This is a genomic window from candidate division KSB1 bacterium (genome assembly GCA_034506395.1).
Classification (GTDB): domain Bacteria; phylum Zhuqueibacterota; class Zhuqueibacteria; order Thermofontimicrobiales; family Thermofontimicrobiaceae; genus Thermofontimicrobium.
In genome coordinates this window covers 1-23,824 of sequence record JAPDPQ010000010.1, presented here as the reverse complement: position 1 = coordinate 23,824, position 23,824 = coordinate 1, and the positions used below count along the sequence as shown (strand labels likewise).

Genomic DNA, 23,824 nt, shown 5'->3' with positions numbered 1-23,824 from the left:
TGGATAGTGATGATTGGATTTTGTATTGGATTTCCTGACCATACGTTTGACTGAAGCAGAAAAAATGAAATGATGAAAAAAATCATTCCACAGAAAAAACCGACATCCCCCTTACCCCCCTTCAAAGAGGGGAAAAGACTGAAAAAGTCACCCTTTGAAGCGACTGTAGGAAGTAGCCGCCGAATAGCGGGTAGGTGATTGAGGAGAATGTCAAAATGTAGACTTACCAAATATCTTCTCCAGAAAAATTAATTAAGCAACTCAAACCCAAACAACTGGGCAAATTTCATTTGAAATTCTATCTGAACGGGTTTTCCTTTCAGCACGCTGAGATCACACTTCCAATTTACAGGCAGGGCAACGCCGTCGCCTTTGATTTCGACCCAATCAAAATTGGGCAGTGGACTGGCATTTTTATCCAACAAACGAATCCGCATTTCGCCGATGACTTTAGCATTGACTGTCATGGAGCCAGCATTCAAAATGACAGGCTTTGTGATCAAAGTTCCCAGATTCAGATCCGCTTCTCGGGCGACGTAGCGGTCTCGGGGCATCCGAGCCAGCCCGATCTGCCGTTCATCGAAGCGGGCGACTTTGTGGCCTCGGGCATAACCGCCGTAATAAATAAACGTTTCATCGCCGACGATGATTTGCTCATCGCCCCAGGCCATCGCATGATCCCAAGAACCGGGCACATAAGTGCGATCCAGAAACGGCTCGTGATCCCGCTGCCAAGTGCGACCATCACGGGTCCAAGCGAGCACGGTATAGCCCAGGCCCGCTGCCTTGCGATCAAGATCACCCATTTCCTTAGCCGTTTTGCCAGGCGTGGCGTTCAGATCATCTCGGAGCACTTTCACCAATCCAATGAGCAGATCACCCCGAGCAATGACGCCCGACATGGAATAAAATTGCATTTCACCCTGCTCGATCGGGGCACCGATTTTCGGCATGATGATGGGCCAGGGCTTCTCCCAATGAATCAGATCGTGGCTGATGCTTTGATGCGGGATGCGTTGGTTATCCTGCCAGTCCTCCCTTCGGTGCCAGACCGAGACAATAGCAAGATAGTGCTTGTGAATCGGATCCCAGTGCAATGAGGTGATATCGTGATTGTGTTTGAGCACCGAAGTGTCAGCGAGCGCTTTCCAATTGAGGCCATCCGGCGAGGTGGCGATCATTACACCATCTTTATAGTACGAAGCAAGCACATAGCGCTGGTTGGGATCGACAAAATCTTTGCCACGATCGAGGACAGTTACGCCAAATTTAATCGGATGTGGGTCCTTCAATATCTGATGGGGCCGAATCCAATGGATCCCATCCTCCGATTCCATGTAGCCGATGTGCGATTGGCTGGCAGTTTCAGGCGTATTATACCAGATGCGAAAGCGTTTGGTGTCAGAATCACGCAGCACGCTCATGTATGGCTGAAAACATTGGTCCCGATCTTTGCCGGCTGTAATGATTGGCTCTGGCAGCTTCGCTGGGTGGATTATGGTTCGGCTGATGAAGATTTGCGACTCGATGAGATAGTCATCAATAAAAAGATGGGGGCCTGGTTTTAAATGAATCGGATTTTTTGAAAATTGGGTGAAAGCTACTTGAAAATTGAATTGCATCAAAATAATGATGATGCACCTTAATTTGAAATTCTTGATAGATAGATTTCTCATGGTGCAGTTCTACCACGCTTTAAAGGATTCATGACTTTTGCAAGGGTTTACCTGAAAGGATGGTTCGCATCTGGTTTTTGATTTGTTGTTCTTTTTCAGGTTTTAATCGGATCAATGGCGGCAGAACCCATGGCAGACACAATCCCAATTCACTCATCATCACCTTGAGCGCTGCTATGGATTCACTGCCGAGCATATCCTTTTGATGAAGATCAACGATGGGTGCGATTTCCGCTTGCAATTTGTTTGCAATGGTTATATCCCCTCGTTGCACCGCCTTATACAAATCAACAAACTTTTTCGGGATCAAATTGCCAGTGCTGGGAACAATGCCATCAAACCCCATCAGCAGCATCTTGGTTGATTGAGCTGTCCATCCACACAGCAAACAGAAATCCTGACGGCCACTAAATTTTACCGCGAGACTATTCAACCGCTCCACGTCACGTTCCGAATCTTTCAGCCCAACGATTTTAGGATGCTGGCTGAGACGCTCAATCACCTCCAACGGTAAAGACATGTGGGTGGTGGATTTGATATTGTAGATCATCAATTCACCTGGACATCGCTCTGCCAGAGTTTCGTAATAGCGAAGCATCATATCGGGCGTGAGCGGGTAGTATGAGGGCAAATGGGCCACAAAAACACGAATTCCTAGTTTATATAATTCTTGTGCTAAGGTCACTGAGTTTTCTAAACAGTTGTCAGAAATTCCTGCATAAATTGTGGTGCGTTGCTCAACTTGTTTCAAAACCAGTTTGCTCAGTTGCACACGAGTTTGAAACGGGATAGAGGCTGCCTCGCCAGTCGTCCCTAATATGAACGGAAAGGCTCCATTGCTTACAATGAGATCGAGAATTTTGATGGTCGCGGCTTCATCCAGCTTGCCTTGTTCAGTAAAGGGCGTGACCATTGGGACGATCACGCCGTAATATTTTTTTTGTTTTTTCAATGCTCGCTCGTTGTTTTATGTTATTCAAGTCTCAATTCAAATGTGATATGGGCGAAAATTCACAAATTTAGGATTCAGCATTCATTGCGAGGATCTGGCAGTAGGCCTTTGGCGTCGACCTGTGCGAATACATGGGGGAGTTGCTGTCATTCTGAGGAGCGACGCGACGAAGAATATCTCCGGTAAATGCTCGCTATTTCGCTAAAACAGGAGATTCTTCGCTCCCAGGGGTCGCTCAGAATGACATCATCCGCTTAGGTTGACATTAGTTACCAGCAAACTGAAAAATACTATTAAAATCATTAAGAGATTCCTCGCCTCGCTCGGAATGACTGATTCGCGTATTTTGCAGAAGTCTATTATATTGACCCTATCTGAAATCATTTATCGGTTTGGTAGTGCGGTATCGCGGTATTCATAAAGGATGTTCCCGTCGACATCATGAAAACGGATATTGATTGTTGGGACACTCGCTTCAAAAACGATCCGCTGGGGCCTTGCCAGAACTTTTTGTTCACCTTCTGATACGGTAACACTGATGAAACCACCTTTGGGACGGTAAAATGAATGGTACTTGATATTATATCCAGGACCCTGAACAGCGTGCATGTCCGAAGAAGGGCCACAGCTAAACTCGCGCAATCCGCTCTTGGGATCGGTGGACATGTATTGCCAATGACGATCCCCATTGATAATGTAGAGGTGGTCGAGGTGATTCTCCTTCGTCCACTGACGGAATTCATTGCCCTCGTGAAAAAAAGCATCGTCCGAATGGTTGTCCTCCTGATCAGGATTGTCTGGCCCGACAATGGCCGAGGGGCTTAAAACGACCTTGAACGTAGCGTTGCTCTCCAGTAATGTTCGCTTGAGCCATGACTTTTGTTCAGTTCCCCAGATGGTCTTTTCGGGTCCGTCTGGCATCTCGTTGGGGGATCGGTAAGAGCGGCCTTCTAACAGCCAAATTTGAAGATTCTTTCCCCAACGTACGGTGCGATACCATTCGCCACTAGGAGATGCTGGAGTTTGTTCCCTGAAAACACGCTCACCGTCCTCGAACGTCAGCGGTTCTATCCAGGGCGCTTCATAGGTGCGCCAGCAATCATCGAAAAACGTATCATGATCATCCTTCATCCAGTAACAAGGAACGTTGTAATGAAATTCTTTCAGAAAGGGTAAGGAATACATCCGTTGCCAGTGGAGTCGACAGAGTTCCACATTTTTAGCTCGCGGATTGTCACGATCGTAGTACACTGCATCACCGATGCGCACCATAAAATCGGGGAGTGATTTAAAGCACCGCATCATCGACGGGTAAATAGTGAATCCGTCACGATGCTCCCGATGGTAGTACATCTGGCATGAACTAACAGCAAACCAGATTGTTTGGATATCATCGGGACCCGGGGCAGTTCGAAACGAACCTGGAGCGCTCTTGGTTATCGGTCCATTTGCCCTGGTGCGTCCTTCAAGCTGCAAATAATACCGCATATTGGGTTCGAGTTGATCTAATTTGAATTGATATGTAAAGTCTGCATTGGGATCTACTCTTCTCCATGCGCTCATTTTAGCCCCCTTCAAATCAGGAGAAGTTGAATAAATAATTCGAACCTCTCCGTCTGCGCCCGCGGCTGATCCTTCCCAAAGGCGCACAGGGATATTGGGCACATCCTGCATCACTCGAGTTGGACTTTCGTGGGGATTGGGGACAATTCCATGCCAATTTCGTTCAGGGCTGGCTGTTAAGCGCGCCCATACGACGGCAGAATTTGAGGTGACTTCACCAATCTTGTATCCGGTAGCAAAATAGACAGCATCATTACGATCAATTCCTGCGGCGTCGTGGTGCAGTACGAAACAGGAACTCACTGTCATTATAAAGATCAAAATTCTCGGCATGATTATGATTGCATTTCCTCTTGATATACAAATTTCTTTATTCTCGCTTTTGAAATAAAATCCTGAGGACTAAACTCCATTCCGCTCCTGATGCAAGGGATAATCTTTCACTATTTCACCAGCAACATCCGTTTCGTCTCAGAAAATTCATTGGTTTTGATTTGGTAGAGATACAGACCGCTGGGCAGATCGTCGGCTTCAACTCGGATGTGGTATGAGCCTGCGGTTTGAGATTCATGAATCAGAGTCCGAATGATCTGTCCATAAATATTGTAGATTGTAATTTGAACCGTCGTTTTGTGGGGTAGTTGATAACGGATATTGGTACTGCTATTGAATGGATTAGGATAATTCTGCGCCAAATGAAATTTTCCAAGCACGGCCTCTGGTGAATTAACGATTGGTGTAAAACCACCTGATCGATCCAATTTGAGCAGATAGATGTCCGAATCCCTGCTATAACTTCCCGTGCCGCCAGCAACGATATATCCGCCATCGCTGGTCTGACGTACGCTGGAAGCACCCTCGCCCTTTAGACCGCCATAGAGTTTGCTCCATTGTTCATTACCCGCAAAATCGATTTTAATGATATACAGATCTGCCCGCCAGGTTTCCATTGGCGCATCGTAATAGCGCTCCGAACTTCCGACCATGAGATAACCACCTTCCAGGGTGGCAATGATGTCGTTAGCGTAATCGTGATGTTCCCAGCCGTAAAGCTTCTGCCATTGTTTATTGCCATTGGCATCGATTTTTATCAAATAAATATCACGAGCCGCCGCGCCAAATTCAGGGCTGGAGGTCCAGCCTGATAAAAGATAACCACCGTCAACGGCAGAAATGAGCGAGCCACCTCGATCCCAATCGGAGCCGCCATAGTTTTTCTCCCAGATCACATTGCCCGAAGCATCGATTTTGACGACATAAAAATCATAATCGCCTGCTCCTCCAGTTTTATAGGAACTGGTCGATCCCAGAAAAATATAGCCGCCGTCCAGAGTTGCTTGAATCGTTGCCGCATTTTCGCCCGCTGGCCCCCCATAGACTTTATCCCACAAGCGATTCCCGTTTACATCGATTTTGATGATATAAGCGTTCTCATCCTGCGCCGTGGTCGATCGACCCGCAATGATGTAACCATTTCCATCGCTGGCAGGGATAATATCCGAGCCCTCATCAGGCTTAAAAGGTGTGCGACCGTAAGACTTTTGCCAAAGCAATTTTCCTTTGGCATCGGTCTTGACGATATAGACGTTGGGTTCATCTTTTGCCTGGCTATTGGCGTGAGACCCCACACAAATATAGCCACCATCCAGGGCACTAATCGCTCGGGAAAAACCTTCGCTCCATTCCTCTTCGCCGTACCATTCGCTCCATTCGATGTGACCATAAATATCCAGTTTTGCCAAAAAAGCGTCGGAATATTCCTGATCGACTCGGATCGTCGATCCGGCGATGAGATAACCGCCATCGGCCGTGATGCGGACAGAGCCCGCGCCATCGAAATTCGGGCCTCCGAAGATCCGTTCAAACGTGATCATTCCTCGATCGAGATCCGTGCCTTCGCCGTTCATTTCAATAACGTTCGGGCTCGTGCTGGCATTGCTTTCGACCACAATTTGCGCCGAGAACGTCCCTTCGATGGCTGGTTTAAATTTAATGGGCACAATGAGCATCTCCGCCAGATTCAGCGTCACCGTTCCAGGATCTGTTACCAGAGAAAATAACGAAGCATCAGTTCCCTGAATCCGCAATCTGTTGATCTTCAGCGGCTGAAGGCTGATATTGAAGAGCAACAAATCTCTTACTGCTTCTTTGCCCTCTGGAATTTTTCCGAAGTACAGACTGGTCGGAGAAATATTGATCGTCTGCGAAAAAGATTTTGTCGCCAGCATCGAAATGATCACCAGCCACAAGCAACACGCGAGGCATCGCTTGAACAGGTTCATCGGAAGATCCTCCTAAGCCATGAATAGAGTATTCCATCAAACGTGGCCGTCACCTCTTTCAGCAGGGTTGAAAACGTTGAGGATTTCATTCAGAATGTCATTCCGAGCGAAGCGAGGAATCTTTTTAAGCAAATTTGTCTCTGGAACATAAAGATTCCTCACTCCGCTGCGCTCCGTTCGGAATGACATAATCATCTGTTGTGATACGGTCTGCTAAGGTGAAGGTCCTTTGATAAATTAGCTACCGAATCTGAACTTCAACCCACCTTTCATCCACCACGAGAAATACTCCACCACCAATGGACGGCTTCGCTCTCCCAAGTATTTATAAGAGGGCTCGTTGGTGAGGTTGATCGCTTCGAAATATGCCTGCATCCACGGTAGGATATTATACGTGGCGGAGAAATCGATTTGCAGATGCTTATCCATCCACTCATCCCGCGGTTTATCCTGGCCCACAGCGACAATAAATTTATCCCGATAACTGGCACTGAGCCGAGCCGAGAAGCCATACTTTTCATAAGCCAATGAGGCATTGGCTACATCGCCAGCCTGTCCGGGCAGAACGCCTTCCCGTCCCAACATCTCCGCATCGGACCAGGTATGGGTATAGTTGGCGTAAATACCAAATCCGCTCAAGAAACCGGGCAGGAAGGAGAACTCTTGTTGCCAATTCAACTCAAATCCGAACAGATTGGCTGAACCGCCGTTAATGGCCTGCTCTTTGGTAAAACCATCCCAAGTGCCGCCAACGACTTTGGAGGTCTCCACGTAGATGATGTCATCGAGCTTCTTGTAGAAGAAGCCACCTGAAGCGATACCAATGCCACCAAAATAATGCTCGAACATCAAATCGACGTTTTTCGAAGTAGTAGGCTTTAAATCAGGATTGCCCGCATCGATCTTTTTGCCGCTGGGATCAACGAAGAAGTACGGCGCATAATCCCAATAGTTAGGCCGAGCAATCGCATGAGTATAAGCCAACCTGACGTTGGTCATTGGGGTCAACCGATAGCGCAGATGAACCATGGGCAGGATATTATTATAATCTCGCTTCGCTTTCACCCGCTCCATACTGGAGAAAGCACCCTTATCATTGAAAAAGAGTTGGGTGCCATCGTATTCGTTCTGGGTGAATTCATGGCGCAGGCCGCCGAGGAACATGAATTTGCCCACATTCACCGTTGTCATAGCGTAGTACGCATAAACCATTTCATTGGCGACAAAATTCTGCCCTTCAGAATCCCAATAACGCAGCTCCGCTGATATTGAATCTGGTTTGTAAGCTTTGATGAAATCTGCCACTTTCTTCTGATCAGGCACAGGTCCGAATATCTCATACTCGCCATTGAAGAAATCTTTCTCTTCCTCATCGCTCGCCAGTTGATTCAATTTGATCTTCGTTTTGCCGGTCCATTTATAGCGCCAGCGATCTTCATCCCGATCCTTTTTAGACATATTCGCTTTGATGCCGAGTTTCAATTCCGCAGGGAGGCTGAAGAGATTATATGGCATTTTAAAATTCGCAGCACCCGTAGTGATGGTATTCGTAGCTGTGGTACTGCGGTAATCAAACTGGCTTAGTGTATAGAGGGTTGGATCGTACTGTAATGAATCAGCGATATTAGCAAAAGTCCATTTGGGGGCTTCTGGCAGAGATAGGTCGAGGGCCAAGTTGACCTTTTTGTCGAAATCCCATTCGGAAAGATACTGGTCGGGATGCTTTTCATCGGCATAACTATACGCCGCCGTATAATCGAGCGTCATGTTGCCGAATTTATGCAGGCCGCCAAATGAGTAATTTTGCTGGTACAAATTTTCGATCCGCCAGGTGTGATCCCGGACGATCCGGGAATCCTGGGTGAGCGTTCCTTCTGGGTTCAGGTATTTGCCGCGATCGACGCGCAGCCGCATTCTTGGACGAAAAGTCTCATCCCGAAATAGACTGTACAAGCCGCGTAAATTCCATTGATGGTTCTCCGACAGCCGATACTCCAAGCTGCCGCCCAAACCATATCGAGTGAAGGTGGAATTGTAATCCATCAAGGTCACTTCGGTCAACGCGAACGGGATTTTGTTTTTGTTGATGTCCTCTTTATCCGCCCAGCGGGGTTCGGTATTATGGGTGCCGCGTTCTTTTTGATCCCAGTTGGCAGTAATACTGAAGCCCAACTTCCGATTGGCGCCGAATACATTGCTGAAATGGATCTTGCCTTGACCGATAGGCTTGGCATCGATGTTCGCATAACCACTGCCCACTGTGATGTCGATCCGTCGACCCGGATAATCGAAGGCGCTCCGGGTGACCAAATTGATGGAACCACCGATAGCATCGCCATCCATATCGGGTGTCAATGCTTTGGTCACTTCCACTGAGGCCAGTTGGCTAGAGCCGATAATGTCCAATTGCGGATACCGTTCCTCGGTGCGGTTCGTGGCTAATTTCTCGCCGTTTACAGTAATAATATTCAACCTCGGATCTGTGCCGCGAATCAATGCGAACCTTCCTTCACCCAAGCTGTTTTGAATATAGACCCCAGGGATGCGCTTCAATACGTCAGCCGTATTTTCATCGGGAAATCGCTCAATCATCTCTTGGGCTACCACGTTCTGGATCGTTGCTGAGGTCCGCTGCTGGCTGAGCGCCTTCACCTGCCCCTGCCGAATCCCTTCAACGACCACCTGCTCCATCTCCACATAGCTCACCTTAAGCGCAACATCCTGCCGCGTGGTACCACCGACAGTGACGCTGACCGATGTCGAAAATTCCTCATACCCGATGTAACTCACAACGAGAGTATAGCTGCCTGGGGGAACATTTGAAATCACAAATTCTCCCTGTCGCCCAGTTGCCGCTCCCATATTGGTCCCTTTGATCATCACATTCGCGCCAGGAAGATAATTGCCAGTGCTCGAATCGGTCACGCGACCGACAATTCTCCCGCTGACCTGCGCGCTTAAATCGCCAACAAAGAATCCAATAGCGATCACAAGCACGCCTAACCAAATCGCTAATTTTGACAGACTCATAATATCCTCCTGCTCCTTCTGCTTTTGCGTGGATAGACATCCTTGGATTAGGGACTTATTTAGTGTAACTTTTTATGACCATCATTCATTCTTGATTTGATTGCCTCACCTCCTTCTCAGCTAATTCCGAAGACACCTATATAACGCGAACTTCAATTAGGCCATTCTCGCCCGAGAGAAAACAATGCGATCATCCAATGCGTGAGGTCAGTTCTGTCTGGCTCTCCGCGAATTCGAGCCGTGACTCCGTATTACGCTCTCGCTAATTATCATTGATCACAAGTCACAATCGCTTTCTCCACTCGCTTTTAATATCAGCACTTTGAAAGCTTCTAATGGCTGATCACGCCTATCTCAATAGCTGCCAGCGGTAACAGCAGCACGATTTGACATTGATTCTCTGTGCTATGATCACCCCCTCTTGCTCGATGCTTGGTCACGATCAACTGCCATCGTTAATCCTTGAAATAATCGGCAATCGTGATGTTTTCTTTTTGAATATAATCTTCCACCTGTTCGATGACTTCCCGAATCCTTTCCCGGGAATAGCCCAGCAGACGCAACGCAAAATCGATGATCTGGTAACCTGGTTTCGTTAAATTCTTCGGCAATTTTCCTGCCTTTTTCTGTTCATAAAAAGAATCCGCAATCCCCTGAATCGCAATCGCCAGCAAATCCAACTCCTCTGCTGGGATCTGATCCCCAAAGAAGGTCTTCAATCGGATTTTTTTATTTTCCAGCGAGTACTTATGGATCTCAGGAATGCGACGGATGACCAACCAGAGTGGGAAAAGCTTGGGATTTTCGAGCGTGTTGATATAGCCGATCTTTAAATCTAATGCAAAGCCGACTTCCGGGGGGAGCGATAGCTTATGGACTTCATAAATTTGTTGGCGAAGGATATTGATATAGTTCTTGCAAATGGTTTTCAAAATTGCCAATTTATTTGGGAAATGAAAATACAAATTGCCCATTGAAGTATTCGCTTCTTCAACGATCTGTCGCACCGAAGTTTTCTCGTAGCCTTGTTTCGAAAACAACCTTTTTGCAGCAATCAAGATATCTTCATACTTGTCCTGATTTTTTTTGGAAGCAGACCTTTTCATAGGAATCTCTCCCAAGAATTTGTCCAATGATATTTATTGGAAAAAAATCCTCATCCGCAAAATTAGAATCTCGGTTGTTCGGATCTCTCCTTTTGTTGAATGAAGAAAAGAGATTTGTTACATCTTCGAGCGCTTGAAAGAGCTCGCGATGAATGATTTCGCCCCTTTTTTGTGCCCTGTTGCCAGAAAAATTTAAATGCGTATGTTGAGATGGAAAACTTTTGATGAAATAGCCAGTTAAACGAGTAGAGTAGCTTAAAGAAAAAATTAGGTGCCATAAGAAGGAAAAGCGAATTTGGATCCGATTTTTTTTCATCGAATATATTCAAAAGAAAGTCCAAAACGCCAATTAACTCTGAAACATGACCTACGAGCGATCTTGATCGGATGGAATTCCAAGGATGAAAATATCTAAATCAAATATGCTCTCCAGTTCGAGGTCTGCAAACTTCATCTCGAATTGATCCGTTATCTTAAGGAGTAGAGCATCGCTCTATATTTAATAGAGCGATGCTCTATTAATATAATAATTTTTTCTTGAATGTCAAGTCTTTTTTTTATCACCTGAATTTCCAATAAAGCTGGGTTAGCCATGCGCGAAAATCAAAGAAGGATGATTTTCGATATTCAATTGTCCGTTCATTTGCGTGAACTCAGTGCTAAAAAAGGATCATTCTGCAATAGCTCCTTGTTTTAGATTTGGTTGTTTCTCAGTTGTCCAATTTTATTTTGATGACTACGCTAATGCGCCATTTTCAAATCTATGAACAATTCAAATAGTTCGCAAGATAATCAATTGGGGATGAAGGTCATGTCCAAAAGCTTTGATCGCTTGCGAAGATTTGCCTGCGCCATGCACGCTGTGCTTCGATCGCGATTTTGCACCCATCGGCCATTCTTTATTTCCCATTTGATCACCACACGCTGTTTCGCCCATTGCCCAACTTGTCTCTGGCGCGGCCACTCGCACGAACAGTTCGATACGTCCAAAATTATCGAATTCTACTCCCAGGCACGGGCGTTGGGCTTCATCGCAACTACATTTTGGGGTGGCGAGCCCCTGCTGCGTCAAGACTTGGTCGACATCTTGAAGCATTGCCATCGCATTGGTTTGGCGGCTGGGGTGATCACCAACGGCTATTTTCTTCCCGAGCAAGCTCCCAACTTGTCTCAATATCTGGACTTTCTGATCGTCTCTATCGATCTTCCAGATCAGCGCCATGATGAATTGAGAAGTGTGCCTGGCCTATTTGACCGCGCCCTTTCTGGAATCGACCAGGTGCAACGCTTAAATCCCAGATTGAAAATCTTTATCAATTCGGTGATCAGCCGCCTCAATGATGATGCGATCGAACCATTAGTCCAATTGGCGGAGCGATTGAATCTCTCCATCACTTTCGAATCTGTGAACCAGGGACTCGTCGAATTTCCACGGGAAGATGATCGGACATCAGTCGATCTGAGACTACCAGTCCCAGTGGAGCGCGCTCGATTTCGGGAGATTCTATTGCTCAAGAAACAGCACCACGCTATTAACAATTCGCTCGCTTATTTGAATTTGTTCATTAGGGGCGAAGTCCGCTATCGCTGCCATGCACCGAAAATCAGCATCCGAGTGGAGCCGGATGGCAGCGTCACTAACTGCCAGAACCGATCTCATCCGCTTGGCAATGTCTATAAGCAACCACTCAGGGACATTATCGAATCCCCTCAATTAAGACAATTGCAGCAGCAGGCAGAAAATTGCTCGCGCTGTGTAGATTCCGGGGTCATCGAATCATCATTGTTTTGGGAGTTCAATTTTGGAGTCATGGCAAATAGTTTCAAATTGTTTCTGAAGTGAGGATTATTCTCTTACACTACGACTACGAAGCGATTATTAATTCAAAAATAGCCCAAGCGCCATAGTTGCTCAACTACTAGCGAAATTCACATCGGAAATAATTTGCTGGAAGAACACAATGGGCGTTGTCGAACAAAACTGGCAGGCCTTACTTGATCAAATTAGACAGGAATCACGGGGCGGGATCATTTACGTCATCGGAGCCAATGATACGGGGAAAAGTACCTTATGCACTTATCTCGCTGAAAACCTTGCTCAGCGCCATCTCAGCGCTTATATCGATTGCGATCCAGGACAATCGCTCATTGGCCCGCCGACCACCATTGGTCTAAAAATCCCGTTTCATTCAAAGGATACATCGCCCAGCATCTATCTGTACTTTGTAGGATCGACCACACCTCGAGGCCACCTATTACAAACTTTGGTTGGGATCAAGAAATTGACCGAACATGCCCAATCGCTTGGCGCCCATTGGATCGTCCTCGATTCCTCAGGATTTGTATTGGATCCAGTCGCCCGAGAATTCCAATTTCGCGTGATCGATGTGCTGCAGCCTCGGTTTCTCATCGTCTTACAACGACCTGACAATGATCTCCGATGGACGCACAGCTACCAACAGCATCCCACCATTCGCTTGTTCCATCTCGAGCCTTCCAGAGCGATTATTTCGAGAAATCCAGCAATGCGAAAGGAATACCGCACGCTAAAATTCAAGCGTTACTTCGAAACCGCCGTCTCTCAGGATATTCCGCTAAAAGGGATCAGCTTTCATGGCCGAATTCCAAATTTAAAAGACCCATCTCGGTATCGCTCGCTGCTAGTGGCGTGTTGCGATGTCAATAACTTTGTGATAGCCCTAGGAATCATTCAATCCGTTGATTTGGTAAATAAAAAAATTCAAATTTATGCCCCCCAGCTCAATCCAGAGAAAATCCATTTCCTTCAATTTGGCTCGATCTACTTGAACCTTGAGGGACAACAGCTTTTTCCTTGGCGCATTCATGAATTAGCTAAGCCAGCCGATCAAAACCCCAACGTTCAGAAAGGCAACTGATCGGATCTAGTTGATGACTCCCAGTCGGCTCAATTTCTAAGCCTCCTTAAATGTTAAATGACCTGATAGAGAAAACTCACTTATGCCATGAAACGATGTCATTGCTGCGAATGCAGCAATCTCTCTCTGAGCATCAGACCCGTGAGAAACGACCATATAAAGAAAACCCTCCCATGCCATGAAACGATGTCATTGCTGCGAATGCAGCAATCTCTCTCTAAGCATCAGACCCGTGAGAAACGACCAGATAAAGAAAACCCCTCCCATGCCATGAAACGATGTCATTGCTGCGAATGCAGCAATCTCTCTCTAAGCATCAGACCCATGAGAAAGGATCAGATAAAAATATGCAAAATTGAAAGCAACATTTGCACGTTTAAAATTGAAGTGCTTTTGATTCCCCAAACAAAAGAATCATCGTTTCAACCTGTCCACGGCGGCTCTAATCGCGCGAATGTGATCTGGTGTTGTGCCACAACAACCACCAATGATGTTCGCTCCCGCTTCAATGAGGGCTGGGACCAACGAACCCATTTGTTCTGGAGTATCAGGGAAGACATCCACGCCGTTGATATTTTTGGGCAGACCGGCATTGGCGTGGACCAGCAGCGGAGCGTCTGGAGCTTCCTGCCGAATGGCTCGGACAATATCGATCATCCGCTCGAATCCGTTACCACAATTGGTGCCGATGATCTGAGCGCCGGCATCAAGCGCAGCGCGAGTCGCCTCTTGGGGAGTCGTCCCCATCAGCGTCCGATAGTCACCAGAAACAGTTCGATCGAAGGTAAATGTGCAGATGACTTCGCAATCGGTATTTTCCCGCGCCGCCCGAATCGCTACCGCAGCCTCATCAGTCGCCATCATGGTCTCGATACAGAGTGCGTCCGCGCCGCCACGCTCGAGCGCCATGGCTTGTTCTTTAAAGGCATCATATAGCTCCTCTTCAGTGACCTCTCCCATGAGGAGCATCTTTCCAGTCGGCCCCATCGAGGCAATGACCCAATGATCATCCCCTGCCGCTTGCCGAGAAAGCCGTGCCGCAATCTCATTGATCTCAGCCGCCCGATCGGCCAAACCACAATAGCCCAATTTGATCCGAGTGCCACCAAAGCTGTTGGTCTGCACCATGTCCGCCCCAGCTTCAATGTACCCTTGCGCTATCTCCAGCACATCCCTTGGCCGCTCTAAACACCACCGCTCAGGACAATCCCCTGGCATCAATCCCTTTTTATACAGCATCGTCCCCCAAGCCCCATCGGACACGAGAATTTTGCCGCTTTTCACGGCAGCGACAATTGACCCTCTCTTCATAATTATGCTCCCTTCTGTTGTTCGCAAACAATTTTTTCTTATCTACAATTTTGAAATCAGCATTTACATTAAAACATACTGCCAAATCGAAAGAATCGTCTTTTAAATTTGGCAACTGGCAGTATTTGTGAACTCACAAGCGCTGGATGGTCATGATCGAGCAATCAGACAAAGGATGGATCCTAAAAATAGCATTCTCTCCCTATATAGCTCGCTACTCAGTATCTTATTTTTCAAACCACAATCAGAGCTATGAAGGTAAAAGCAATAAATAAACCTCCGATACAATGAAGCTATTCGCCACTCCCAAACCTACCAGCCTGAAGTATTGAACAAATAATAGCCTCTCCATTTTTCTCATGGATTCCCAAAAAAATTGCAGCAAATATACACTCATAAAATCAGAATTTCAAGAAAAAATTTGAAAATTTCATCCCTGGTCCTAAAAGGTGAAATTTGGTAGACCAAAAAACCAAATCCAATTCCCCTATCCTATTCGCGAATGAAATTAAAAGAATCAATTGCATTTTACGTTCGCATCTAATTGATTTTGGAAAAATTCGAAAAGCTGATTCCGTTGCTCTAATCCCTTAGATCAACGTTTCAATTGGATCAGCACCCCTTTTTCAGAAGTCAAGTCGATTTGCTTTATGATCCTGTTTTTATCTTTGAATAAACCAAATCAAGAGAGCTTATTAAATTGAAATTGAATTCATCTAAAATTTTCGGTAATTCAATCCATAGCTCAATCGCGCAATCAACAAAATTGTGAGGAATAGCGATGATCATGGCAAGCTGATCCGAACATGCCGAGGGTAAACCTGTGACACTAATACAATAGAGATGTCTCGAAACCTATTTACTCAAAATGAGTAAAAAAAAACAAAATGCATGCTTTTCTGTCCATGAAGCTTTGAGTGAATCGCTCGCAATATTTTATATTTTGCCTTATCAATTCAATGACAATTAAGCTGATAGGAATGAAAATCATGTCGAAAAAGACCCTCCGTTCTATTATTTTGGTGCTGTTGCTGTGCGCAATTTTTGCTTCTTCTGCCCTATTTATCGTCTCAAAATTGAAAAAGAACTCCACATCTTTATCGAACAAAACTGCTGAGCAAAGCAGCCAAGAAGGAAACATACCTGAGATCGTTCCAGTAATGGTCTCTGCTAAGCCATCTCATCGCGGAGACTTAATTATCCGCGTTTCAGCGTCTGGTCAAACTGAAGCGATTCAACAAGTCACTATCATGCCCAAGATCAGCGGCGAAATCGTCGAATTGCCCATTTATGAGGGAAAATTGGTCAGCTCAGGAGATCTATTGATCAAACTGGACGACCGAGAATATCAGCTCGCGCTGAACGATGCACGACAAAAATTGCTGAAGGCGCGTTCTGAATATGAGGTGCAAAAACTGGATCGTAAAGCGCTCGATCAATTGATCGATTCGTCTGCAATTAATCGCTCTGAACAATTAGAAAAGCAGTGGAAAGATGCCCTTCAACGCTATCATGACGGTGAGTTAGATGAAGCCAGCTATCAAAAAATCTGGCTGGATTATCAAAGCGCCCAAATTTTGCGCGGCGTTCGCCACGAAGAAATGGTTGCGAGTAGAACTGGATTTTCATCTGCCCTCATCGATTATGAACGGGCCCAGCTTAATCTCTCCCGATGCGAGATTCGAGCGCCATTCTCAGGACAGATCGGAGATCTCTCAGTTCGAAATGGGCAATTCATTTCAGCAGGGAAAGAATGTTGCAAATTGCTCAATCTATCTCGGCTTCGGGTCAATGTCGGAGTGCTCGAAAGCGAAGTTCAGCATTTGGCAGTTGGGAGAAAAGCTACTATCGAACTTCCCGCATTTCCAAGCGAAAAATTCGAGGGCAACGTCATCACCATCAATCCCATTATTGATCCAGACCATAAAACCTGTCGCGTGACCGTCGAAATGCCCAATCCCAACAATCGCATTAAAGCAGGAATGTTCGCTTACGTTAAAATCGATGCCCAGATTTATCACGATCGACTTTTAGTCCCCAGGGAGGCAGTTTTAACCCGTGACCAGCGAACCTTAATTTTTGCGGTCCAAAAAAATGACGAAGGTAAGCTGCTAGCCAAATGGAATTATGTTGAAACTGGCTTAGAAAATGATGAATATATCGAAATCCTGAACACCAATTTTCCATTTCAGGCTGGCGACCTGGTCATTACTTCGGGTCATTACACCCTCGCCCACGATGCGGAAGTGAAACTAATAAATGAGGGCGAGTAAGAGTCGGATGTTTGGGGATGGTGATATTAACCGCGCATTAGCTTTTTCGAGAAACTAATAAAAGCAGGTTAAACTGTCATATCTGCGCAAGCGGGCACCTCGGATGATTACGTTAGCCGCTTAGAGACTCCTGCATTCGCAGGAATGACATGATTTAATCCTATTCCGCATTTTGCAATAAAAATTAATTAATCAAATACCTGATGAATCAGGCTGGACAAGCCAAAACAAAAAAGGCTTTTAAAAGCTAATTTCGCGAATTAAGCCAATTTCGCTAATCAACCAACTGGCGGAGTCCCGTAATTCGAATAATTCGTTTCTGTTGCAAAAATGGAAATCAAAAGAAACGATGTCATTTCTGCGAATGCAGGAATCTCTTGTTTGACTGATGCTTAAGTTAACCAAAAAATGAGATGTCTGCATGCATAGGCATGACAATTTATCAGGTTATGATGATTTTGCATCAAGAGCTAATTAGCGGAATTCGCGGTCAAAGTATTCTTGCCCGATGCATTACGATTTTACCATCTAAGAACTAAATATCCAATTGCCCATTTACAGAAAATTCAAAAGATAAAAAAACAGAACAGAGCTGAACATAGAAAAATGCACATCTCTCAACTCTCAATCGATCGCCCAGTCGCCACAGCCATGTTTTTCGTGGCTGTAATTCTCATTGGCATCATATCGCTAATTCAGTTACCCGTTGATCTGCTGCCCGATCTCTCCTATCCTCGTCTCACCATTTGGACCGCAGCGACCGCAATGGGCCCCCGTGAGGTCGAAGAAATGATCACCAATCCCATCGAGGAGGCGATCGGAACGGTCGCCAATATCCGGCGCACCTATTCGATCTCCCGCAGCGGCCTATCACTGGTCACCGTCGAGTTTCTTTGGGGGACCAATATGGATTTTGCCACGCTTAGCATCCGGGAAAAGCTGGATCAATTGCGCTGGATTTTGCCTAGGGAAGTGGAACGACCCAACATTCTTCGCATCGACCCCCGTAGCCAACCGATCATGGCAATTTCTCTCTCTGGCAGCAATTTAGTTCATCTCAAAGAATTGGCCCATAATGTGTTCAAACGACGGCTGGAACAGATCGATGGCGTCGCCATGGCAACGGTGACTGGCGGTTTCGATCGAGAAATTCAAGTCGAAGTCGACCAAACCAAAGCCACTGCGCTTCATTTAGCCCCAGAGAAAATCGCTCAGGCCTTGGAATTGGCCAATTACAGCATTGCGGGCGGCACAGTGAAAAAAGGGCTTTATCGCTATGCGCTCCGAACCCTGGGCGAATTCCAATCCATCATGGAAATTGAGCGCGTCGTCGTCGCCAATCATCCCGATGGCTCACAAATCCGCATCAGCGATATCGGCCGCGTCATCGATGGTTTTCGGGAGCGCCAAAGCATCACCCGCTTCAATAACGAGGAGAGCATTGGCATCATCATTCGCAAGGACGCTGGCGCCAATACGGTCATCGTGTCCAGACTGATTCATCGCATTCTGGATCAACTGCGGAGTGAATATCCATCGCTCCACCTCTCTGTCGCTTACGATGGGGCTCGCTTCATCTCCAGCGCCATCAGCAATGTCCTCCAAAATCTCATCCTGGGGGCGATCCTCGCTTTTCTGGTGTTGTTTGTTTTCTTGCATGACTTCAGAAATCCCGTGAATATCGCCCTTTCGATCCCCATCTCCGTCATTGCAACCTTTGCCCTGCTCTATTTTGCTGGCATCACGCTCAATATCATGTCCCTGGGCGGATTGGCACTGGGCGTCGGCATGCTGGTCGATAATTCCATCATTGTCATGGAGAACATCTTCCGCCATCGTCAAGAAGGCCGGGCATTAGCCGACGCCGCCTTTCTGGGCGCCAAAGAGGTCGCCATGCCCATCACTGCGTCAACCCTGACCACCATTGCCATTTTTTTGCCCGTGGTCTATCTCTATGGCGTCGCTGGCCAATTGTTCCGCGACCAGGCAGTCACCGTTATTTTTTCGTTGTTGGCATCCCTCGTGATCGCGCTGACGTTGCTGCCCATGTTGAGCTGTCGTTTCCGCGCTCAGTGGCAACAACCCAATGCAACCATCACCGATTCAATAGCAACAAAACTGAAGCGATTTCAGAAAAGGTCTTGGCGTTGGCTACTTAACCCAATTTTGACGGTCTTTTATTATCTCAGCAACTCTTTCAAAGCAGCAAAAACGCAAATTGTCTTGAGCATCCAAAAAGTGAGGCATAAAACCCATGTACGGCTTAGCCAATGGTTCGAGCCAATATTCCAATTTTTCGATCGGCAGCTCAAGCGCATTTATGATTCCTATCATCAATTGTTGATCTGGACCCTGGCCAATCGCAGCAAGTTCCTGCTCACCGTCCTGCTCATCTTCATCGCTGGTACCATTGGCATGTTGCGCATGAATCGTCAGCTCATGCCGCTGGTCGATCAGGGCGAATTCACCGTTAGACTGTCATTGCCGGTCGGCAGCACTCTGGAAGCTACGGAACGTGCTGCCTCGAAAATCGAACAATGGCTGGTCGCCCATCCCGATGTCGTCGCCGTTTTCTCTACCATTGGCATCAGCGAAGATCAAGCATCCCAAATGGTCGAAGAGGCCGCCATCCATCGCGCCAAAATTCAGGTCCGCTTAAAGTCCAACCGTTCCCAATCTACCGCCCAGGTCATCGCTGCCCTGCGCCAATATGCCGAGTCTATCCGCCAATTCGAATTTTCAATCGATAGCGGAGAACACATCATTCAGCAAATTCTCGGTACCTCGGCGCCACCAGTGGTCATCAAAATTCGCAGCGCGGATCTCACCGCCTGCCGAACCATTGCGGATTCTATGAGGGCAAAATTAGCTACGATTCGGGGACTCAAAGATCTGCACTCGGATTATATCGAAGGGCAACCCGAATATCGCATTGAGATCGATCGCGAAAAGGCCGGGCGCTATGGCTTTTCCGTGGCCCAGATCGCCAATTTCATCAAATATTATTTAGCTGGGCAGCAGGCCACCGAATTCAAGGACTTCGACCGCAAGATCGCAATCATGGTTCGCCCTCCCCTGGCTCAGCGCAACAATTTAAATGACCTGTTGAATCTGCCTATTTCGGCCAGCAAGATTAGCGTGCCCCTGCGGGAATTTATCTCAATTACACCATCATTCGGACCGAGCGAAATCCGGCACGAAGAACAGCACCGTCAGATCAGCTTGCTGGCCAATCTCAAAGGCCGAAGCCTCAGCGCGGTGATCCAGGACATCCGCCAGATACTATCGGAAACACAATTACCCTCCGATTACCAGGTCGTCATCGGTGGCGAGCAGGAAGAGGTCTATCGCTCGTTCCGCAGCTTAATTTTCGCCATGATCCTGGCTGTCGTGCTGATCTACATGATCATGGCCGCCCAATTCGAATCGCTAAAATACCCATTTATTATTTTGTTGGACATCCCCTTGACCTTAGCCTCCATCGCTATCATTTTCTGGCTCACGGGCTTTGGCCTGAATGTCATCTCATTTATCGGCTTGATCGTTCTGGCAGGCATTGCCGTGAACGATTCCATCGTCAAAGTCGATTTCATCAACCAGCGCCGACGAGAGGGCTATTCGGTTCGGGAGGCGATCTTTGACGCCAGCGAGAAGCGCTTCCGTCCCATCATCATGACCTCGATCACCACGATTCTGGGTCTCTTGCCCATGGCGATCGGTTTCGGCGAAGGCGCCGAGCTGCAACGGCCCCTGGCGCTCGCCATGCTCCTGGGATTGTTCATTTCCACCATTGTCACCTTATTGGCCGTGCCCGTATTTTATACGTTCCTGGCAAGGGAAATTAAGCAATAAAGCGCAAATGCCAACCTGCAGGTGAAATAATAAACTAAAGCTGTTACTTAAGCAATGTTTCTTGCTGGTCATTGCACATTTCATTCAAATTTGATGTTCCTATGCCGCAACTGAGCAGGGTTTATTTAGTTGATATATCAATTAGTTAGATTCGCTAATATTTTATACAAAATATTTTAAATCATTGCAAATTTTGCTTGACAATTTAAAACTAATTTATTATGATTGTTCTGCGATTGATCTTGCAACTTGAACATCATTTCCTGATTTGATTAACTCACCAAGCAATTTAGCACCCAAAGGTTATCATTCGAAAATTTCCAAATAAAGAGCTGAAATGATCGATTAATTGATTCGGTGTTTGGAATTTGGTTATGATCAAATCATTTGCAAAAATAAATCAAATAGCAGATAACAGCGGGTACATTTTTACCCCCCCCCCATTTATCTATTTATCAAATAGTTGCGAATAACAATAAATTCACCTGACAAAACCCAAATTGCAGTCCCTTTATGAGTGAGGAGTGCAATTTGGGTTTTCTGGTTTTCATATTAATAAACAACGCCATCTCATAGTAAATTCAAATAGAAAAGCTCATTATGAAGCTGCCGATGTGGCTATTGCTCTCCATCATTTGTCTTTTTCTTGGCGGAGGGTGGTATTTATACAAAGAATATTTTATTTTCACTGGTACTCCTGAACAGGAGATCTTAGCCGAGCTGTGTCAGAAAGCCGAATTGATCCGCACCAGCGCCGAACGACTGGATATAGACCCTCGGTTATTAGCGAGCATCATCTATGCAGAGAAACGGCTCAATGTAACCCTGGTGGATTCGTTTGAGGATGTTTATGCGTATTTAGGCCACAATTCCTCCATTGGATTGGCTCAGATCAGGGTCAATACGGCGAAATGGATCGTGGCAACTGCCTTGGATAGTTCATCAGAATATTGCATTGAGCGCTACTATCATCGCTGGGTGCCTCACCTCAGTACCGAACTGATGCGGATCTAATCCGCATACTGAAAGCGGATTCGACCAATTGTCTGTTAGCTGCCATTCACATGAGGCAGATCATTCAGCGTTGGAGACGGGCGGGTTATGACATCAGCTCACGGCCAGAGATCATTGCCACGTTGTACAGCTATGGCTTACTTCACCGAGAGACGGGACAAGAGCTTGTGCCCCATGGCCAGCCGAGAAGCAATTTTTTGGGAGAGGTGGCGAGAAGGTTTTATGAGTCGAATAAATTAACAAGGAATTATCCTCAATTAGCTTATGAGAAAGGACATAACTGAAGGAGGACGCTATGAATAAAAGATTTGCCTGGCCTTTGATGGTGGTTATGCTGATGATTGTTTTCTTCAATTTATTCATCACATTCACCGATTTTGGGCCCAAGGTGGCATTAGCGTGTGATAGTCGTGGTGATCTAAGGTGTAATGATATTATTGGTTGCACAGGATCTGCTGGATGCAACGGTAAAGGTTCAGTGGAATCTTCTTGCATACTAAGATGTCAAGATGGAACAAGAGTTTTATGTAATTTTGAGTAGTAATTGGCAACAGGCAATAAATAGGCACCCATCTTTTGGGTGCCTATTATTGCTTGTTATTTAATAACTTCTTTATTAAAACCAATAAATAAATGAATAGGTAGATGTGTTATGAATATCAAGCAAATCAATGTTGGTTTGAATTTATTTACCATTTTTAATGTTCTTCTTTTTATTATTGTTCTATTACCAATTTGGGAAAAAGCATTTACAATAGCAGGGATGAAACAGTATAATCTTAAAATAAAATTTTCGTTTCCTAATGAACGAGATGAAATCGTCTTAGCGCATCCAACGGCTATGGATTTTGATGAGCAAAATAATATTTACATCTGTGATTATAAGCTAAATTCGATTCTCAAGTATTCAAAAGAGGGAAAATTTATCTCTCAAATAGGGCATAAAGGCCAAGGCCCTGGGGAATTTAATAGGCAGCATGTTTTTTGTTATAATAATGGACGCTTATTTGTCGTTGATCAAGGAAATCGTCGAATCCAGATATTTGATAAAGAAGGGCAATATCTATCTTCTTTTATGACCCCAAATATCGCTGAAGCTATTGCTCATAAGGATGGCAAAATTTATTCTTATTTAGCGACAGGACCTGATGTTGGCAGAAACTCAGCTCTTATTTCGGTCATTGACGATAATGAGGGAAAAAAGCTAGGACAATTCGGAGAATATATAGAATTTGTTAACACGAAAATAAATTGGATTGTAAGCAGCTGTTTATTGAAAATTTATAATAATAAATTATACGTTCTTTTTAGGTATTATCCCAAATTAAATATATACGATTTAGATGGAAAAATTATTAATAGTTATAATTTTGAGAAAGCTAATTATAAGAAATTAATATCTGATAATTATAAAGTAAAGCCAATTATTAAAGGAGGAGCTACAATAATATCGCTTAGGTTTCTATTCAACGCTTTTGATATAAATTCTGAAGGAATTTTTCTTGGTCTCTATGCAGATGATATCATTATAGATCAATTTAATTTTGAAGGAGAATTTTTGCGGAGATTTCGGCTCAGCCATTCTGGAGATCCATTTTATCTCGCTGATTTTAAAGTTATTAAAATCAAATCTAATTTTTATGAATTCTATATCTTAAAGGCAGAGGAAAGACCAGAGGTAGTTGTTTGTGAAGCTTATTTAGATTAGCTAACTTTTATTTAAGCTTTGCTCTTGAATAGCGATTGCTAATATGGTATTGCAATAAAAAAATGGACAGTTAGTTAAGTTAGGCTGCTTTTTTTAAAACGGTATATTCGGCTGGTGTTTGATACCCCAACGCCGAATGCAGCCGTTGCCGATTATAAAA

At 45.5% G+C, this 23,824-nt stretch carries 15 protein-coding genes; 8 read left to right on the top strand and 7 right to left on the bottom strand.

The annotated features are described in order from the left end of the window. Positions 1-248: 248 nt before the first annotated feature. The 6 genes from ONB37_08335 to ONB37_08310 all read right to left on the bottom strand — a co-directional run bounded on the left by ONB37_08335 (position 249) and on the right by ONB37_08310 (position 10,609). Entirely contained in the window at positions 249-1,676 is a 1,428-nt protein-coding gene (locus ONB37_08335; protein MDZ7400154.1) for a hypothetical protein, read from the bottom strand. A 28-nt stretch (positions 1,677-1,704) separates the two neighbouring features. Beyond that, the gene (locus ONB37_08330; GenBank protein MDZ7400153.1) at positions 1,705-2,628 is read right to left on the bottom strand and encodes a dihydrodipicolinate synthase family protein; all 924 of its coding nucleotides are present in this window, start codon (positions 2,626-2,628) and stop codon (positions 1,705-1,707) included. A 384-nt stretch (positions 2,629-3,012) separates the two neighbouring features. Further along, on the bottom strand, positions 3,013-4,524 hold the full coding sequence (locus ONB37_08325) for an alkaline phosphatase D family protein (GenBank protein ID MDZ7400152.1): 1,512 nt from the start codon (positions 4,522-4,524) through the stop codon (positions 3,013-3,015). 110 nt (positions 4,525-4,634) lie between these two features. Beyond that, complete coding sequence (locus tag ONB37_08320) at positions 4,635-6,473, bottom strand: T9SS type A sorting domain-containing protein (protein MDZ7400151.1); 1,839 nt, start codon at positions 6,471-6,473, stop codon at positions 4,635-4,637. A 237-nt stretch (positions 6,474-6,710) separates the two neighbouring features. Next, positions 6,711-9,503, bottom strand: a complete 2,793-nt coding sequence (locus tag ONB37_08315; GenBank protein ID MDZ7400150.1) for a TonB-dependent receptor — start codon at positions 9,501-9,503, stop codon at positions 6,711-6,713. 455 nt (positions 9,504-9,958) lie between these two features. Continuing rightward, a complete protein-coding gene (locus ONB37_08310; GenBank protein ID MDZ7400149.1) occupies positions 9,959-10,609 on the bottom strand; it encodes a TetR/AcrR family transcriptional regulator in 651 nt (216 codons plus the stop codon). Between the two features lie 811 nt (positions 10,610-11,420). On the opposite strand from ONB37_08310, the gene ONB37_08305 reads away from it, so the two are divergent. Both ONB37_08305 and ONB37_08300 read left to right on the top strand, forming a co-directional pair. After that, complete coding sequence (locus ONB37_08305; protein MDZ7400148.1) at positions 11,421-12,452, top strand: SPASM domain-containing protein; 1,032 nt, start codon at positions 11,421-11,423, stop codon at positions 12,450-12,452. Between the two features lie 118 nt (positions 12,453-12,570). Then, complete coding sequence (locus ONB37_08300) at positions 12,571-13,506, top strand: Clp1/GlmU family protein (GenBank protein MDZ7400147.1); 936 nt, start codon at positions 12,571-12,573, stop codon at positions 13,504-13,506. Positions 13,507-13,920: 414 nt separating this feature from the next. Here the strand turns inward: ONB37_08300 and ONB37_08295 are convergent, their stop codons facing one another. Continuing rightward, the gene (locus ONB37_08295) at positions 13,921-14,817 is read right to left on the bottom strand and encodes a homocysteine S-methyltransferase family protein (GenBank protein MDZ7400146.1); all 897 of its coding nucleotides are present in this window, start codon (positions 14,815-14,817) and stop codon (positions 13,921-13,923) included. A gap of 989 nt (positions 14,818-15,806) precedes the next feature. On the opposite strand from ONB37_08295, the gene ONB37_08290 reads away from it, so the two are divergent. The 6 genes from ONB37_08290 (at position 15,807) to ONB37_08265 (ending at position 23,664) form a co-directional block, all read left to right on the top strand. Beyond that, positions 15,807-17,090, top strand: a complete 1,284-nt coding sequence (locus ONB37_08290) for an efflux RND transporter periplasmic adaptor subunit (protein MDZ7400145.1) — start codon at positions 15,807-15,809, stop codon at positions 17,088-17,090. Positions 17,091-17,696: 606 nt separating this feature from the next. Then, the gene (locus ONB37_08285) at positions 17,697-20,942 is read left to right on the top strand and encodes an efflux RND transporter permease subunit (protein MDZ7400144.1); all 3,246 of its coding nucleotides are present in this window, start codon (positions 17,697-17,699) and stop codon (positions 20,940-20,942) included. A 600-nt stretch (positions 20,943-21,542) separates the two neighbouring features. Next, complete coding sequence (locus ONB37_08280) at positions 21,543-21,956, top strand: hypothetical protein (GenBank protein ID MDZ7400143.1); 414 nt, start codon at positions 21,543-21,545, stop codon at positions 21,954-21,956. A gap of 50 nt (positions 21,957-22,006) precedes the next feature. Then, positions 22,007-22,240: a hypothetical protein gene (locus ONB37_08275; GenBank protein ID MDZ7400142.1), complete on the top strand. Its 234-nt coding sequence runs from the start codon at positions 22,007-22,009 to the stop codon at positions 22,238-22,240. A gap of 11 nt (positions 22,241-22,251) precedes the next feature. Then, on the top strand, positions 22,252-22,497 hold the full coding sequence (locus ONB37_08270; protein ID MDZ7400141.1) for a hypothetical protein: 246 nt from the start codon (positions 22,252-22,254) through the stop codon (positions 22,495-22,497). A 111-nt stretch (positions 22,498-22,608) separates the two neighbouring features. Beyond that, complete coding sequence (locus tag ONB37_08265; protein MDZ7400140.1) at positions 22,609-23,664, top strand: 6-bladed beta-propeller; 1,056 nt, start codon at positions 22,609-22,611, stop codon at positions 23,662-23,664. Positions 23,665-23,824: the final 160 nt, after the last annotated feature.